We start from the raw sequence: 16,489 nt of genomic DNA, 5'->3' as shown, positions 1-16,489 counted from the left end.
ATAAGCTTACTGGAGAAAATTACTCCCTTATTAAAGATTATCTATATTATAGGGGGGATACTTTTGAAGATTTTTTTGCCAATCATCGCGCTGATGAACCGACTAAAATATATACAAAAATTTGCTGTAATCGGCGGGATTTTAGGGATACCAATTTTAATTATGAGCTTTATGCTGTTAAGCACAACGAATAAGGAAATCGACACTATTCAAAAAAGACAAGTAGGTACGGAGTATAATACTCTGTTGAAGGATTTCCTGCAGGATGTTCAGCAGCACCGCGCTATTTCCGTAAGTGTCATTAGCGGCGATTCTTCAGACAAGCCCAAGCTAGAAGAAAAGCAAGCGGAAATTCAAGAAGACATTGCAAACATGGATGCATTTGTAAAAGGAACAGGCAGTTCTATCCAAGTGTCAGATCAATGGGCAGAAATGAAACAACAGTGGAATACACTTCAATCAGATGTTGAGAGCCTGAACTTACAGGAAGCAACAAGCATGCATATTGATTATTTAGGCAATATTTTAGATTTTATGGTCGAGGTTGGGGACCAATCAGAATTATTCTTAGCGAAAGCACCAGAAAATTACTACATTATTAACGATGTAACAACTACATTGCCTAATTTGACAGAACATCTTGGGCAAATCCGAGCTGTTGGGATGAGTATTGCCGCAGAACAAAAAATCACCGATGACCAAAAAATTCAATTAGTTTCCTTATATGCCTCTGTTCAGAATTCACTTGAACTGCTTGAGCACGGGAAAGCTATCATTTTTACTAATAAGCCATCTCTAGAAAACAGTCTAGGTGAGGCAAGTCAAAGTACATTAGAAGAAACAAATAAATTCTTAGAGTTTGTGCAAAAAGAATTTAGTACTAATACTTCTATTACTGTTAATACGGATGAGTTTTATAATATGGCAACAGCAACAATCGACACTAGCTTTAAACTGTATGAGCTGGAAACAAAAGCATTGAACAGCATAATGACCCAGCAGGCTAAAGACTTGAAGCTTACTAAAGCGGCCATTATTGCAGTAGTTGTGCTGATATTTATTTTGACCATTTATATTTTTGTAGGATTCTATCTGTCTATCAGCAGCACAGTCCAAAAATTAAAAGCAGTAACTATACATGTTGCAGATGGGGACCTAGAAACAGAGCTCGATTTACAGACGAAAGATGAAATGAAGGATGTTGAGACTGCCTTTAATGACATGATCCAAAATCTGCGCTCCCTTATTCATCATATTAAAAGCAGTGCCGAGCATCTCGCTTCTTCTAGTGCCGAGCTGAGTGCAAGTGCAGAACAAACAAGCAGAGCATCTGAACAAATAACGCTTACTGTACAAGATGTTGCTGCTGGAACGGAAAAGCAGGTAGAAAGTGTTAATGACAGTTCAACAGTAGTGAACGAAGTATCTGCAGGAATACAACAAGTAGCAGCAAACGCACAAAGTGTAACAGTAACAGCAGCAAACGCCTCGACTAATGCAGCAGACGGAGAACAGGCGATACAAGTAGCTGTAAACCAAATGAATTCTATTAATCATTCTGTTAATGACGCAGCATTAGTAGTTAAAGAGTTAGGCGCTAGAAGCTTGCAGATTGGCGAAATCGTTGATGTTATTACCAATATTGCTGGCCAGACTAACCTGCTTGCCCTTAATGCAGCAATAGAGGCAGCGAGAGCAGGACAGCATGGCCAAGGATTTGCTGTTGTAGCTGATGAAGTGCGCAAGCTTGCAGAGCAGTCTGCCTCTTCCGCACAGCAAATTGGCCAGCTGATTACTTCTATCCAGAAAGAAACAGAAAAAGCAGTCCAAACGATGAATGCAGCAACAGCAGAAGTAACAGACGGAATCACCGCTATTTCTACTGCAGGCAACTCTTTTGCTGAAATTAAAGGGTCAGTTAGTGAGGTAGCCGAACAAATTGGCCAAGTATCTGCAGCAGCACAGCAAATGCTAGTAGGAGCAGAACAAGTAGTTGGCTCTATTGAGGTAATCTCCGAAATTGCCCAAGTATCTTCTGAAGGCACACAAAATATTTCATCCATTACCGAGGAACAATTAGCTTCCATGGAAGAAATTGAGGCATCAAGCATCACTCTATCTCGTTTAGCAGAAGAGCTGCAAGAAACGGTAAGTAAATTTAAAGTATAAAGAAATCACAAAACGGCTGTTATCTGCAGCCGTTTTATTATTTACGGGAGCACCAAATCGAATCATAAGACATCCACACAGTATTTGCGTATAATATAAAGCGGAGGTGCTACACATGACAGACAATGCAATACCAATAAGATTTGCTGTACTTCTAGGATTATTAGAGGGGCGCGAACCAATGCCAAAAGATGTTGGTATCGTTTCTCCTGAAGAGTTTAATGCAGAAGTAGAAAGAATGGAAAACGAAGGTATTATAGCAAACGTAAAATACGCAAGAGGCGCACATGGCGAAGTGCTCGTTGTATTCTTAAAGGAAGCAGTAGTGACGCCCCGCGGCAATGCATACATAGATGAATTAATGAGACGTTATTCCTAAAGACAATCGATTAATTCCGATTGTCTTTTTTAATAGCTTGGATGCAAAGAACATAATAGATTCGTGTATAATGAATCAAAGCATACCTATTAAGTAACAGGGGGACTTCTTTTGAATTATATTTTAGATCATGTCGGAATTGCTGTACGAAGCATAGACGATGCATTGCCTTTTTACCTGGATGTATTAAACGGAAGCCTGGAGGACCGTTACACAAGTGACGCCAAAGGAGTGGAGGTGCATGTCGCAGTAGTCAAAACCGCAGACAAAGTCATTGAATTACTAGAACCGACAACAAAGGAATCGCCAATGGCACGTTTTATAAAGCAGCGAGGCAAAGGGGTGCATCACCTTGCATATCGTGTCGATAACCTAGATGATGCCATCCAAGAAGCACGCCAAAAAGGCATCCGTTTTCTGGAGGATACACGGAGAGTAAACTTACGAGGAAGACGGCTAATCTATCTGAACCCAGCTTCGACGAATGGAACATTAATTGAGCTGTGTGATTATTTAGATAGTTAATTTGGATAGAGGCGTTAGTGCCTCTATCCTTTTTGATTGCCAGTATTAAGATTCTGGTATGATTGTAACAGCTACAGTGCGAGTAGGTTCACTATTATCGTTTTTTAATGAGTTGTTATAGTATTTAACCATTAATTCATTGAGTTCTTGTTGAAATCCATGAAAGGTCTGTGTATCAAGCTTCATTTCGACAAAAGAAAAGGTCGGATCCTCCGCATTGCCATTTTTCTCTGATTTTGTTAAATAGCTCTGATATTGATTTAGGAGGAAGAGCTGATAGTAAGAAAAATAAGTTATCTTGTCATCCTTAGAAGTTTCTTTCCATTCACTTGGACTTAATTTTGCTTCCTCTCCGTTTAATGCATAATATTTTTCTACGACAGATCGGACTTTTTTTTCCTTCACAATTCGAATAATTCCTGCATCCAGCAATACTTGAATATGCCGGTACAGCGTTGCCTGAGGCACGTCTTTAATCATTTTCACCATCTCTAACGGTGTTAATCCATTTTCACCACTTCTCATTAAAGCCTGTGAAATTTTGATTCTTACTGGGTGTATTAATGCATCCGCTTTATTTACCATAACCTGCTCCAATCTGTACGTGATATATTCACCATTTTGATAATGTTATCATTATAAAAAATAATAATAAAAACGACAATAAAAATGGAAAAATAGTGCAATATTTAAAAACTTATGTTATCGTTATCAATAATGATAATAAAAATATATAAGGAGGAGTAAGATTTTGAATCTTCATTATGGATTAAATGATATAAAGGATTTTGATTTTTTCTCGATTTTGCCTATTGTATTGCCGTTCGTTTTTATAAACTTTATCCTAATTGCTATTGCCTTAATCGATTTATATCGTAACCGAGAAAACCGGCAACATTTATTAATTTGGACACTACTCATTATATTTATTAACCTATTCGGTCCAATCCTTTATTTTGTATTAAGTAGAAAGGAGACTAAAAGAGTATGAAATTAGAAATTAAAAATATAACAAAGAATTTTAATAACAAAACAGCTGTCCATAACTTTTCTATGGAAGTGCAAGCTGGAGAATGTGTGGGTTTAATCGGGCCAAACGGAGCTGGTAAATCAACCTTAATTAAAATCATTTCAGATATTATTCATCCAAGTTCGGGAGCAGTATTTCTTAATGGAAAGAAAATTACGGATATGAAAAAGGAAATCGGTTATTTGCCTCAATATCCAAATTTCTTTCCATGGATGACAGCCTTTGAAACACTGATGTTTATGGGAGAGCTGTCAGGAATGAAAAAAGAGGCGTTAAAAAAGGAGATACCGCTCCTTTTAACTAAAGTTGGCTTAAAGGAAGACAGCAACGCTCGGGTTAGAACATTTTCCGGCGGCATGAAACAAAGATTGGGAATTGCCCAAGCTTTGCTGCATAAACCTTCTCTTATTGTAATGGATGAACCTGTATCCTCATTAGATCCCATTGGCAGAAGAGAGGTAATCAATATCATTCAAGCTATCAAAAAAGACACCACCATTCTTTTGTCGACACATATCTTAAACGATGCAGAAGATATCTGTGAAAGATTTGTGATTATTAAGGATGGCCAAAAGATTGAAGATACTAAAAAAGAAGCCTTATTGAATAAGCACAGCCGCAATAGCATCTTAATGGAAATAACTTCTGCAAGTTTCAGCTGGCTGGAGATTGTGAAAAGTTTGGATTATGTTAAAGGTGCAGAGGCAGTCGGTACTACTGTGAAAATCGAAGTGGATAATATTCTCGTCAATAAAAATATGCTATTAGCAAGTGCATTAGAAAATAATGTAGATATTTTAAAATTTGAAGTAGATAACGATACACTAGAAGAAATATTCCTTAAGCTGGTGGTGTAATGATGAATAATGTTGCGATATTATCAAAAAAAGAATTTGTTCAAATGATTCGTGATTTCAAAATAGTTTGGTTCCCGCTTGTGTTTATCCTTTTAGGAATGATGCAACCGGTCCTCAGCTACTACTTGCCTGCTCTATTAAAAGCCATGGGAGGAGATCAAGGAATAACGATTGACCCGAGCTTTTTTGAACAGCTAAAAGGGGGAGAGGTGCTAGCGACTACACTTGAGTCACAGTTTGATCAATTAGGGCTATTAATTATCGTCATTTCCTTAATGGGTGCCGTGCAATCTGACAAAGCAAATGGCATGTTAGCCTTTATTTTGACAAGACCAGTCAGTGTGTCTCAATACATTGGCGCAAAGGTCCTCTCTAATTATTGGTTTGTTGCAGCGTGTGTCGCAATAGGATACCTCGCCTCATATGCATATGTGAACCTTTTATTTTCCAATGTCAGCTTTGCTGATATGTTATTAGCACTGCTGTTTTATTTAGTATGGGTATTATTCATTATTTCCTTTACGACCATGTTTAGCACGTTATTTAACAATCAAGGTATTATTGCATTACTGTCTATTGTTCTTTTATTATTATGCAGATCTCTCGTTGGCATTAATTCTTTTGTAGATCTAATTAACCCAGCAATGATGAGTGCACATGCTGTTGAAATCCTTATGACAGGAATCATCCATTCTAAATTAACAGCAAACTTACTCATTACCTTGATTTTATGTTTTGCAGCAATACTGATATCGAAAGATTGGATTGCAAAGAAGAAATACGACAATTCTTAATTTTTACGGGAGTAAAAACTAAAATAAGAACAGTATCGATGAAAAAAACACTTATCAAAAATCCTCCTTTACTAAAAGAGATTATGATAAGTGTTTTTCATTCTATTATTCTAACATTCTTTACAATGTTTTAACTAAAATACTAGCAATGATAACAGATGCGACCGTTACTGTTGTAAATCCTCCGATCAGCATCGGCGGTGATAATTCATTTAACAGTCGTTTTTCCTCTTCTTCATTTCGTCCAACACTGCGGCTTACTTCCTGGCATAAAATATAATCAGCAGGGAAGCCAAACATCGCCGTCAATGCAAGCGACATCCCTTTATAAGGGTGCCATTTTACTAGTTTTGATACAATGAACCCACCTGCAAGAATGCCTATTTCACCGATAATGATTATGGTTAGAACCTGTGGAATAAAATGCAGGAACTCTGTAAGACTTACTTTACTCATGGAAGCAATAACAATAAATATTGTACCTAATACAGCGATACTAGATGCTTTTGCTTTATCCATGATGTTTTCATTGTAAAAGTTTACTTTCGTGCCTATAACACCGATGAATAAACACCAGATTGTTCCGCTTATCCCCGTAAGTTCTCCGAGTACTGTTCCAAGCGATGCTCCTACGAACAACTTAAACAATAAAATATTGGCCGTGTTAAATTCATATTTCTTTCTTACCTTAGGTTTGCTGACTGCTTCTGCACCATGATGCAAAGGAACCTCTGCGGCTGCAGCAATATAAGAACTTGAATCCGTTTGATCCCATTTAGCACGCAGAATTAATGCGTATTTACGAAGAAACATTGATGCCACTGGTAATCCAAATAACTTATGTATGGCGAGTACTAGCGCCGGTATTGCGACTAAATATTCATATCCAGCTGCATTTAATGCATCAGAGGTAACAATAAAAGCAACAATTCCACCTACTAACGGTCCTGTACCAGCTACAGCAGTCTCATAACCAAAGAGCATTGTAATTACAGGAAGTACAAATACTAACGCAACTAACGCTCCACCTAAGGCGATCAATACAGCCCGATACTGTTTACCCATTAAGGTAAGCGGGATTAGTGTTCCTAAGTGAACAACGAGAGGACCTGTCAGTAACGTACCCATTGTGCTAAAAGAAGATGTATCTACGATGTCTTCAGGGAATATCCCTGTCCAAATTAAAATAAGAAAGCCCATTATGGCAATAAGCAGCATTGGCACGCGTGCTCGTGTTAAGATGGAAACAATTTCGCCAATCGCTATTAATGCAAGCACTAACATGGCTGCATATACTGGTTCGTTAATAGTCATATAAATCCTCCTAAAGTTCATGTCATGGTGAGTAATAATACAAAATTAAAAATTTTCAGAAATAAAAAGTTAAAAAAATCCATCTCCTTTCTGTAAAAGTCGATCTTCAAATATTAAATTCTGACTTTTCATATGATAGTGAATAGTTTGTATACAAATTAATATTTTTATTTATATCATATATCGTTACGAAATGTAATAGTTCTTTTGCAAAATATTTATTATTTAATGAAATATGTTTTGTTTTATTACTATATGAAAACTCTGTTCTTTTTTATTTACTATTAAATTTCTATATGGTTAAATACACTCAATAACGTTTTTCGAAAATAATAGAAACAAAAGGAAAGAGAGGTATGATAAATTTGTCTTCCAATTATAGCGTTCCAAATTTAGTGCTCGATGAAATAGATAAAACCATCTTATCTATGCTGCATGAGAACAGCCGCATTTCTTACACAGATATCGCAAAAGAAGTTGATTTATCAAGGGTTGCTGTGCAAATGCGTATTAACAACCTAACAGAGAAAGGCGTAATCGAAAAATTTACAACGGTGATTAATCCAACTAAAATCGGTATTCATGTATCTGCGTTTTTTAATGTAGAGGTAGAGCCCCAGCATTTAGAAGAAGTAGCAGCAAAGCTTGCTGAAGAACATTCTGTTACTAGCTTGTATCATATGACAGGACCTAGTAAATTACATATGCATGGTATCTTTGGTGATAATCAAGAAATGGAAAAGTTTTTGACCGAAAAACTTTATCCGCTAAAAGGAGTAGTTAGTGTCGATTGCCAAATTCTGATTAAAAGATACAAAAGCAGAATGGGAATGAAACTGTAAAAAGGGGAATGATATCCCCTTTAAATACACTAAATACAAAGAGGATTTCGTTATATTTATATAATTTAATCGACATACACAAAAAAAGGATATCCTCCTAATCAGGACACCCTTTTACTAGTTTGCTAGCTTTTAACTGCTAAATCATTTAACATACCAACATATTTTTTAACTTCGCCAGATTTGCTTTTAATAGCACTTATCGTCATCCATTGCTGGTACAGTTCACCGTTTTTACGCTTATTGCAAATTTCCCCTTCCCAGTAGCCTTTTTGTTTAATCATATTCCACATGTGCTGATAAAAAACGTCATCATGTTTTCCTGACTGCAGGATATTTGGATTTTTGCCGATTACCTCGTCTTTTGAGTAACCAGTTAATGTGGAGAATGATAGATTAATATCTTCGATAATTCCATGAGGATTAGTAATTAAAATAGCTTCCTTCGTTTCATTGATGATTTGTTTTTCAATGAAAAGATTATCCTTATAAAATAGCCATACTACAATAACAAAGCTGACTAAGGCAAATTCTGAAATAGCCATAAATCCAATTGAATAGTGACCAGTTGCATTAAGAACAAACGACAGAACAAGCGGCGGGAAGAAGCCGCCTAAACCACCCATTGCCGACACAATTCCGTTTACGATGCCAGCTTGTTTCGAAAAATAAAGCGGCACTAGCTTGAATATCGTTCCATTTCCTATCCCAGCAGATAACGCGATTGTCAATACACCAACAGAATAGAGACCAATGGACGGGGAGAATGAAAGGAGCACGCCTGAAAATGCCAGCCCAAAAAATACAATCATTAATATTTTGTATGGATTAAATCTATCTGCTAACCACCCGCCAGTTGGACGCATCAAAGTTGCTAAAACAATGAAGCCTGCTGTCCGTAACCCTGCGTCAACACTGTCTAATCCAAAATGGGTTGTCAAAAAGTTTGGTAAATAAACTGTAAAGGCAACAAAAGCACCGAAAGTAATGAAATAAAATAAACTAATAAACCATAGCGTAGAGTTTTTATATACGCCTTTCACTTGTTCTATTAATGAAACTGTTACTTTCCGTTCTTTGCGGTCACCGAAGAAGATATTTAATGCGGCAAATACGAGCAAAAGTATTAAATATAACTGAACCGTTTGCGTCCAGCCAATTGATTTTGCCACCACTGGTGCCGCAAATGTACTGATTGCCGTACCTGCATTTCCTAAGCCGTAAATACCATTTACAAATCCATGATTTTCTTTTGGATAGTATTTAGGGATCGAGGTAACCCCAACTGAAAATACAGCTCCGCCTATACCAATAAATAATCCTCCTATAATTAAATCAGCCATTGAATCCGCTTTACTTATTAAGAAGACAGGAAGCATCAGCAGAATAAAACTAATGATATGAATGATCCTTGCACCAAACCGGTTGGTGAAATATCCGATTGGTATCCGCAATAATGATCCTAAAATAACAGGGACAGCTGTCACTAATGCAGTCTGGCCGTCTGTCAGCGGAATATCCTCTTTTATGAGTGGAATGAGTGAGGATATAAGAACCCATACCATAAATCCTGCAATTAAACTTGATGTTTGGAGAAATAATTGTACGCTTCTAAGTGTACCCATTGTAAACATCCTTTCTAAAATTGTTCTTAATCATGCAAGTGTGAATTGATGAACAAAAATTCTTAATAGGAGGCCTTAAATCAGCGCTGGTACTCGCTACAATCCATAGGGTACATGATTGCCAATGAGCCTGCAATAGCGAAAATGGCATATAAAGTTTGTGAAATAATAAATAACTTACTGGGCTTTTTTTCTGAATAAACATTGTAGCATCAAGCTTTATAGCTTGATGTTTTTTGTTTTCTATCCAGGGATATTGTGAAAAAACAACATTTTATCAGCATAGTGAGCGGAAAAATCAGGGGATTCCCTTAATCAATTTCCGGCTGCCAAAAAGCGTAAATTTGAACATTCTGCGACAATTGACTGTTTTCACCTCTTGAAAAGCCAATATAGGGAATTTCCCTAATAGTTAGTTCGAAAGAAAGGTCGATACAATGGAATAGTAGATCGAGTCGGTTTTAAACAGGAGGGCTCATAATGGCTAAACGGACAAAGAAATTAAACTTTTTTAAGAAAACAGAAAAATTTAATGGTAACTGGTCTGTTTTACAAGAAACAGACCGCGAATGGGAAAATATTTACCGGGGGAGATGGGCGCATGACAAAGAAGTGCGGACAACTCACGGTGTTAACTGCACAGGTTCATGCAGCTGGAAGGTCTTCGTTAAGAGCGGCATTATTACATGGGAAAATCAAGCAACAGATTATCCAAGCTGCGGACCTGATATGCCAGAGTTTGAACCAAGGGGCTGTCCGCGGGGAGCAAGCTTTTCTTGGTATGAGTACAGCCCGCTGCGCATTAAATTTCCATATATGCGAGGACGGCTTTGGAAAATGTGGCAAGAAGCATTACAACATTATCAAGACCCAGTCAAAGCATGGGGAAGTATAGTCGAGGATAAAGAAAAAGCAGACTCTTATAAGAAGCTTAGAGGAAAGGGCGGCATGATTCGCGTGACATTTGAAGAAGCGTATCAAATGATCTCCGCTATGCTTATTTATACGATAAAAAAATATGGACCTGACCGAATTGCCGGGTTTTCCCCTATTCCTGCGATGTCCATGATCAGCTATGCTGCAGGCAGCCGTTTTTTAAGCTTGATCGGAGGAGAGCTACTAAGCTTCTATGATTGGTATGCAGACTTACCGCCTGCTTCTCCGCAAATATGGGGGGAACAAACAGATGTACCAGAATCTAGTGATTGGTATAACGCCGGTTATATCATGATGTGGGGCTCGAATGTTCCATTAACACGAACACCAGATGCGCATTTTATGGCAGAGGTGCGCTATAAAGGTGCAAAAGTTGTTTCTGTGGCGCCTGATTATGCAGAAAGTGTTAAATTCGCAGACAACTGGCTAGCTCCTCACCCAGGAACAGATGCAGCCTTGGCACAAGCGATGACACATGTAATTCTGAAGGAATTTTATATAAACCGGAAAGAAGAAGCATTCATTAACTATGCAAAAAAATATACAGATTTACCATTTTTGTTAAAGCTTGAGCCAACTAGTGACGGCAAGTTTAAAGCAGGCCGATTTCTTCGAGCAGAAGAGCTGAAAAACGATGACAACATGGTTAATGGCGCATGGAAACCAGTTCTTTTAGATGAAGATTCCAATCGCATTGTAGTGCCAAATGGAACGATTGGCCAGCGTTGGAATGATAACGAAAAATGGAATTTAAAGCTGGAAACAGAAAGAGGAGAAGCAATTTCGCCCTTATTATCTACTTATTCACAAGAGAATGCAGAAAAAGTAAAGATACAATTTCCGTTATTTGAATCAAGTGGAAATAAAGTTTTTGACCGGCCAATTTCCGCTATTCCGATTTTATTAGCAGATGGTTCCACCGGGTTTGCTGCAACTGTTTATGATGTCATGCTTGCCCAATATGGTGTTTCAGAAGATCCGGCGGTCCTAATTGAAGATGATATTTACACGCCAGCCTGGCAGGAGCCGATTACTGGAGTTAAAGCAAGCATCGTCGAGCAAATAGCAAAAGAATTTGCCCAAAACTCGATTGACACACAAGGTCGCTCGATGATCATCATGGGGGCAGGAATCAATCATTGGTACAACAGTGATACGATTTACCGAGCCATTTTGAACTTAGTTATTTTAACAGCATCTGAGGGAGTTAACGGAGGTGGCTGGGCTCATTATGTTGGTCAGGAGAAATGCCGTCCGTATGAAGGCTGGGGAACGATAGCCTTTGCGAAGGACTGGCAGGCACCGCCTCGTCAGCAAAATGGAACTTCCTTCTTCTATTTTACATCTGATCAGTGGCGTTATGAGGAAGAAGAGCTAGGCAACAAACTATATGCTTCACCGCTTGTGAAGGATATAACATATAAACATCCAGCTGATTATAATGTGCTTGCTGCCAGATTAGGCTGGTTGCCTTCTTACCCGCAGTTTAATAAAAACTCATTAAACTTTGCGAAAAACAATAAAAATCCGGAAGACATAATTCCTAATTTGGTAAAGGAATTAAAGTCAGGAGAAACATCCTTTGCTATTGAAGACCCTGATAATCCAGTGAACTTTCCGCGTGGTTTATTTGTTTGGCGCTCCAATTTAATGTCCAGCTCCAGTAAGGGGCAGGAATATTTTATGAAGCATCTGCTTGGCACGACTGAAAATGTGTTAGCTTCTCCAAGTCATAGCTTTAAACCAGAGGAAGTGAAATGGCATGAGGAGGAACAAACAGGCAAAGTTGATTTATTAGTTACATTGGATTTCCGTATGACTGCAACTCCGATGTACTCCGATATTATTCTGCCAGCAGCAACCTGGTATGAAAAGGAAGACTTAAGCAGTACAGATATGCATCCATTCGTTCATCCCTTTAATAAAGCAGTTGATCCTGTCTGGGAGTCTAAATCAGACTGGAACATATTTAAGGGACTTGCGAAATCTTTTACAGAAATGGCTCAGTCCCAGTTTGATGCTCCTGAGATTGATGTAGTGTCCGTTCCGCTCAACCATGATGCACCTTCGGAAATTGCGCAGCCATATGGATTAGTGAAGGATTGGAAAAAAGGCGAAATCGATGCAATCCCTGGCAAGACCATGCCAAACTTTACACTGGTAGAACGTGATTATCGGCAAATTTATGACAAGTTTATCACATTAGGACCAAAAGTTGGTACGTACCCAACAGGGGCCCATGGTGTTAATTACAAAACAACTGAACAATATGAGGAATTAAAACAATCGTTAGGCACTTATGATGATGATACAATCAAAAACGGTTTGCCAATCATTGCCGATGAAAAAAAAGTCGCCAACAGTATATTAGCACTATCAAGTGCAACTAACGGAGAGTTAGCTGTTAGAGCGTGGGAAACGATGGAAGAGAAAACAGGCATGCCGTTAAAGGATATTGCAATAAAACGGCAAGGTGAAAAAATGACGTTCGAAAGTGTGACCGTCCAGCCAAGAGAGGTTATTCCAACACCAATTTTCACCGGTTCTAATAATGATGGCAAACGATACTCACCTTTTACAACAAATATCGAAAGGCTTGTGCCTTTTCGAACATTGACAGGACGTCAGCATTTTTATCTCGATCATGAATTGTTCTTTGAATATGGCGAGAACTTACCAGTCTATAAACCGACATTGCCGCAAATTATTTTTGATGAACAGGATAATATGCCGGCAGCTGAAGCTAACTTAATTCTTCGATACATGACACCACATGGTAAATGGAATATCCACAGTATGTATCAGGATAATCAGCATATGCTTACTCTCTTCCGCGGTGGTCCTACTGTCTGGATAAGTGATATAGATGCAAAGAAAGCTGGAATTAAAGATAATGATTGGCTTGAAGTATTTAATCGCAATGGTGTAACAGTTGCCAGAGCGGTCGTTAGTCACCGCATGCCGCGGGGGTCTTTGTTTATGTATCATGCTCAGGACCGCCACATTAATATGCCTGGTTCAAAGCTTACAGGAAATCGCCCGGGAAGTCACAATGGACCAACAAGAATACATGTAAAACCAACACAAATGGTAGGCGGATATGCACAGCTTAGCTACGGGTTTAACTATTATGGTCCGATTGGCAATCAACGTGACTTGTATGTTGTTGTTCGGAAGCTGAAGGAGGTCGACTGGCTTGAAGATTAAAGCGCAAATCGCAATGGTATTAAATTTAGATAAATGCATCGGCTGTCATACATGCAGTGTTACATGTAAAAATACATGGACAAATCGGCCAGGTGCGGAATATATGTGGTTCAACAATGTTGAAACAAAACCAGGGATAGGCTACCCAAAGCGCTGGGAAGACCAGGAGCATTATAAGGGTGGCTGGGAGTTGAATAAAAAAGGAAAGCTGCAGCTTAAGTCCGGCTCGAAAATCAATAAAGTAGCAACAGGGAAAATATTTTACAATCCAGATATGCCGAAGCTTGATGATTATTATGAACCGTGGACCTATTCATATGATAACCTTTTCTCGCCGAAGGAACGTGCGCAGCAGCCTGTTGCACGTCCCCAATCATTAATAAGCGGCAAGGAAATGGAAATTGAGTGGGGACCGAACTGGGAAGATGATTTAGCAGGGGCTCCTGAAACAGCACCGCTTGACCCGAACATCCAAAAAATCGAAGAAGAAATCAAATTGAACTTTGACCATGCTTTTATGACGTATCTGCCAAGATTATGTGAGCATTGCTTAAACCCAGCTTGCGTTGCTTCCTGTCCAAGCGGAGCTATGTATAAACGGGACGAAGATGGGATTGTGCTAGTCAATCAAGAAGAATGCCGCAGCTGGCGCTTCTGTATGTCAGGCTGTCCCTATAAAAAAGTGTATTTTAACTGGAAAACAAGCAAAGCAGAAAAATGTACGTTTTGTTTTCCAAGAATTGAAAATGGACTTCCGACCGTATGCTCTGAAACATGCACAGGACGTATTCGCTATCTAGGCGTTCTTTTATATGATGCAGATCGTGTGGAAGAAGCGGCATCTGTCAGCAATGAAACAGATTTATATAAAGCACAGCTGGAGCTGTTTTTAGACCCAAATGATTCAGAGATAATCAGTCAGGCCAGAAAAGATGGGGTAGCAGAGTCCTTTATTGAAGCAGCACAACATTCACCAATCTATAAAATGGCGATTGAATATAAAATTGCCTTCCCATTGCATCCAGAGTATCGGACATTGCCAATGGTTTGGTATGTGCCGCCCCTTTCCCCGATAATGAGCTATTTCGAAGGCAAGGATTCCATTCAAAATCCGGATATGATTTTCCCGGCTATTGAAGAAATGCGCATTCCTGTCAGTTATATTGCCAGCATGCTGACTGCAGGTGACACGGATGTAATAACACTTGCTTTGCAGAAGATGGCTATGATGCGTCAATATATGCGGGCTGTTTCAACTAATAAAGAATTTGATACCTCCCGATTAGAACGTGTCGGGTTAACGGAAAAAACGACGAAGGAAATGTATCGTTTACTTGCCATAGCAAAATATGAAGATCGTTTTGTTATTCCAACTTCACATAAAGAAGCATACTTAGATCCCTATACAGAACAAGGCACCTCAGGTTTTAGTGCATGCAATGGCTGCTCGTTGTCTGGGGGCGGTATGGGAGCAAACAACAACCCACCAGTCGACACAACAAATCAAAGCTTATATGAAAAGAATTTTTATGGAGGGATATGGCGTGATTAATCAACGTGAATTTGAAAAATACAGACCCATACTCCAAGAATTTAGTTTGATGCTGCTTTATCCCCAAGAAAGACGGCTAAAGCAGCAGGATTTTCCTTTAATAGAGTTATATAGTGAAAGCAATAAACAAATATCGGAAAATATGAATCGTTTTTTTGACTATATAAGCGAATTAACTCTGCTCCAGCAGCAAGAGTATTATGTGCAAACATTCGACTTCAGTAAAAAAACACCACTTCACATGACTTATGTAAAATATGAAGATGCCAAAGAAAGAGGGCAAATACTTGTCCAATTAAAATTGATGTACGCCATGTGCGGGTTAGAATTGGACTCAAAAGAGCTATCCGATTACTTACCTTTAATGCTAGAGTTTTTAGCAAATGGAGAATGGATACACAATAATCGTCTTCAGAAATGGCAGCTAATATTCGCGATAGTGGAGGATGGTACGTATTTTCTCCAGGAAGAATTGAAACAAAAAGACAATCCGTATCAGTATGTGATTCAAGCTGTTCGACTTTCTTTAAAAGCATGTATGGAGTCAGAGAGGGAGGCGAATATACAATGAGTGGTGTAAACCAGCTCTTCTGGACAGTTATTCCCTATATATTCTTGATGATCTTTGTGTTAGGGATGATCTTTCGCTATCGCTATGATCAATTTTCATGGACAGCTAAGTCCAGTGAATTACTAGAAAAGAAGAAATTAATGATTGGCAGCAGTCTATTTCATATCGGAATTATCTTTGTGTTTTTTGGCCATGTGGGAGGCTTGCTTGTTCCGATTGAAGTAACAGAAGCTTTTGGTATCAGTAACCATCTGTATCATACGATTGCCGTATGGGTCGGCGGCATTTTCGGCTTCATGGCATATGTGGGAATCATTCTGTTAACATGGCGAAGATTATCAGATGTACGTGTCCGCTCCATTAGTACTTTCTCAGATATATCTATTAATATCATTTTAATCATCGTTATGTCTTTAGGTATTTTCAGCACATTTTTTGGCACGAGCAGTCAGCCGGATTTTAACTATCGTGAATCAATCTCGATTTGGTTTAGACAGTTATTTATTCTTCAGCCGGATGGCAGCCTGATGAGCGGAGTTCCGCTGCTGTTTAAATTACATATCATTTCTGCTTTTGCCCTGCTTGCTCTGTTTCCTTTCAGCAGATTAGTACATGCATTTAGCTTGCCAATAGGATATATTAAAAGACGATATATAATCTATCAAAAAAATGTGGTGCGTAAGTAATT

At 38.5% G+C, this 16,489-nt stretch carries 14 protein-coding genes and 1 pseudogene; 12 read left to right on the top strand and 3 right to left on the bottom strand.

Annotation, left to right across the window (positions count from 1 at the left end):
* Positions 1-93: 93 nt before the first annotated feature.
* The 4 genes and pseudogenes from LXM54_RS28510 to LXM54_RS11430 all read left to right on the top strand — a co-directional run.
* Positions 94-1,227: pseudogene (locus LXM54_RS28510) on the top strand (HAMP domain-containing protein); the annotation flags it as partial.
* Positions 1,222-2,169: a methyl-accepting chemotaxis protein gene (locus LXM54_RS28505; protein ID WP_442780459.1), complete on the top strand. Its 948-nt coding sequence runs from the start codon at positions 1,222-1,224 to the stop codon at positions 2,167-2,169. The pseudogene LXM54_RS28510 and the gene LXM54_RS28505, both read left to right, overlap by 6 nt.
* Before the next feature lie 115 nt (positions 2,170-2,284).
* On the top strand, positions 2,285-2,548 hold the full coding sequence (locus LXM54_RS11435) for a hypothetical protein (protein ID WP_233315302.1): 264 nt from the start codon (positions 2,285-2,287) through the stop codon (positions 2,546-2,548).
* Between the two features lie 111 nt (positions 2,549-2,659).
* Positions 2,660-3,073: a VOC family protein gene (locus LXM54_RS11430; protein ID WP_233315301.1), complete on the top strand. Its 414-nt coding sequence runs from the start codon at positions 2,660-2,662 to the stop codon at positions 3,071-3,073.
* A gap of 45 nt (positions 3,074-3,118) precedes the next feature.
* Here LXM54_RS11430 and LXM54_RS11425 read toward each other — a convergent pair whose 3' ends face one another.
* Entirely contained in the window at positions 3,119-3,658 is a 540-nt protein-coding gene (locus tag LXM54_RS11425; RefSeq protein WP_233315300.1) for a helix-turn-helix domain-containing protein, read from the bottom strand.
* Between the two features lie 166 nt (positions 3,659-3,824).
* Between LXM54_RS11425 and LXM54_RS11420 the strand changes: the two genes are divergently transcribed.
* Genes LXM54_RS11420 through LXM54_RS11410 form a run of 3 tightly spaced genes read left to right on the top strand, consistent with a single transcriptional unit; the run spans position 3,825 to position 5,754 of the window.
* A complete protein-coding gene (locus LXM54_RS11420) occupies positions 3,825-4,064 on the top strand; it encodes a PLD nuclease N-terminal domain-containing protein (protein ID WP_233315299.1) in 240 nt (79 codons plus the stop codon).
* A complete protein-coding gene (locus tag LXM54_RS11415; protein WP_233315298.1) occupies positions 4,061-4,960 on the top strand; it encodes an ABC transporter ATP-binding protein in 900 nt (299 codons plus the stop codon). Before LXM54_RS11420 ends, LXM54_RS11415 begins: the two co-directional genes overlap by 4 nt.
* 2 nt (positions 4,961-4,962) lie before the next feature.
* A complete protein-coding gene (locus LXM54_RS11410) occupies positions 4,963-5,754 on the top strand; it encodes an ABC transporter permease (RefSeq protein ID WP_233315649.1) in 792 nt (263 codons plus the stop codon).
* 120 nt (positions 5,755-5,874) lie between these two features.
* Here the strand turns inward: LXM54_RS11410 and LXM54_RS11405 are convergent, their stop codons facing one another.
* Positions 5,875-7,068 carry a hypothetical protein gene (locus LXM54_RS11405; RefSeq protein WP_233315297.1) on the bottom strand — a complete coding sequence of 398 codons (1,194 nt, stop codon included), beginning with the start codon at positions 7,066-7,068 and terminating at the stop codon, positions 5,875-5,877.
* Between the two features lie 356 nt (positions 7,069-7,424).
* Here LXM54_RS11405 and LXM54_RS11400 point away from each other — a divergent pair, with 356 nt between their 5' ends.
* Positions 7,425-7,910 carry an Lrp/AsnC family transcriptional regulator gene (locus tag LXM54_RS11400; RefSeq protein WP_396953803.1) on the top strand — a complete coding sequence of 162 codons (486 nt, stop codon included), beginning with the start codon at positions 7,425-7,427 and terminating at the stop codon, positions 7,908-7,910.
* Between the two features lie 125 nt (positions 7,911-8,035).
* Here the strand turns inward: LXM54_RS11400 and LXM54_RS11395 are convergent, their stop codons facing one another.
* Positions 8,036-9,535, bottom strand: a complete 1,500-nt coding sequence (locus LXM54_RS11395; protein ID WP_233315296.1) for a nitrate/nitrite transporter — start codon at positions 9,533-9,535, stop codon at positions 8,036-8,038.
* Positions 9,536-10,015: 480 nt separating this feature from the next.
* Here LXM54_RS11395 and LXM54_RS11390 point away from each other — a divergent pair, with 480 nt between their 5' ends.
* Genes LXM54_RS11390 through narI form a run of 4 tightly spaced genes read left to right on the top strand, consistent with a single transcriptional unit; the run spans position 10,016 to position 16,487 of the window.
* Positions 10,016-13,678: a nitrate reductase subunit alpha gene (locus LXM54_RS11390; protein WP_233315295.1), complete on the top strand. Its 3,663-nt coding sequence runs from the start codon at positions 10,016-10,018 to the stop codon at positions 13,676-13,678.
* On the top strand, positions 13,668-15,230 hold the full coding sequence (gene narH / locus LXM54_RS11385) for a nitrate reductase subunit beta (protein WP_233315294.1): 1,563 nt from the start codon (positions 13,668-13,670) through the stop codon (positions 15,228-15,230). Before LXM54_RS11390 ends, narH begins: the two co-directional genes overlap by 11 nt.
* Complete coding sequence (gene narJ, locus LXM54_RS11380) at positions 15,223-15,801, top strand: nitrate reductase molybdenum cofactor assembly chaperone (RefSeq protein ID WP_233315293.1); 579 nt, start codon at positions 15,223-15,225, stop codon at positions 15,799-15,801. The genes narH and narJ overlap by 8 nt, the downstream gene beginning before the upstream one ends.
* Positions 15,798-16,487, top strand: a complete 690-nt coding sequence (gene narI / locus LXM54_RS11375; RefSeq protein WP_233315292.1) for a respiratory nitrate reductase subunit gamma — start codon at positions 15,798-15,800, stop codon at positions 16,485-16,487. The genes narJ and narI overlap by 4 nt, the downstream gene beginning before the upstream one ends.
* Positions 16,488-16,489 lie beyond the last annotated feature (2 nt).

It is taken from the genome of Bacillus sp. Au-Bac7 (assembly GCF_021341655.1).
Classification (GTDB): Bacteria; Bacillota; Bacilli; order Bacillales; family Cytobacillaceae; genus Niallia.
The sequence above is the reverse complement of the archived record's forward strand: the minus strand, read 5'-3'. Positions and strand labels throughout refer to the sequence as shown.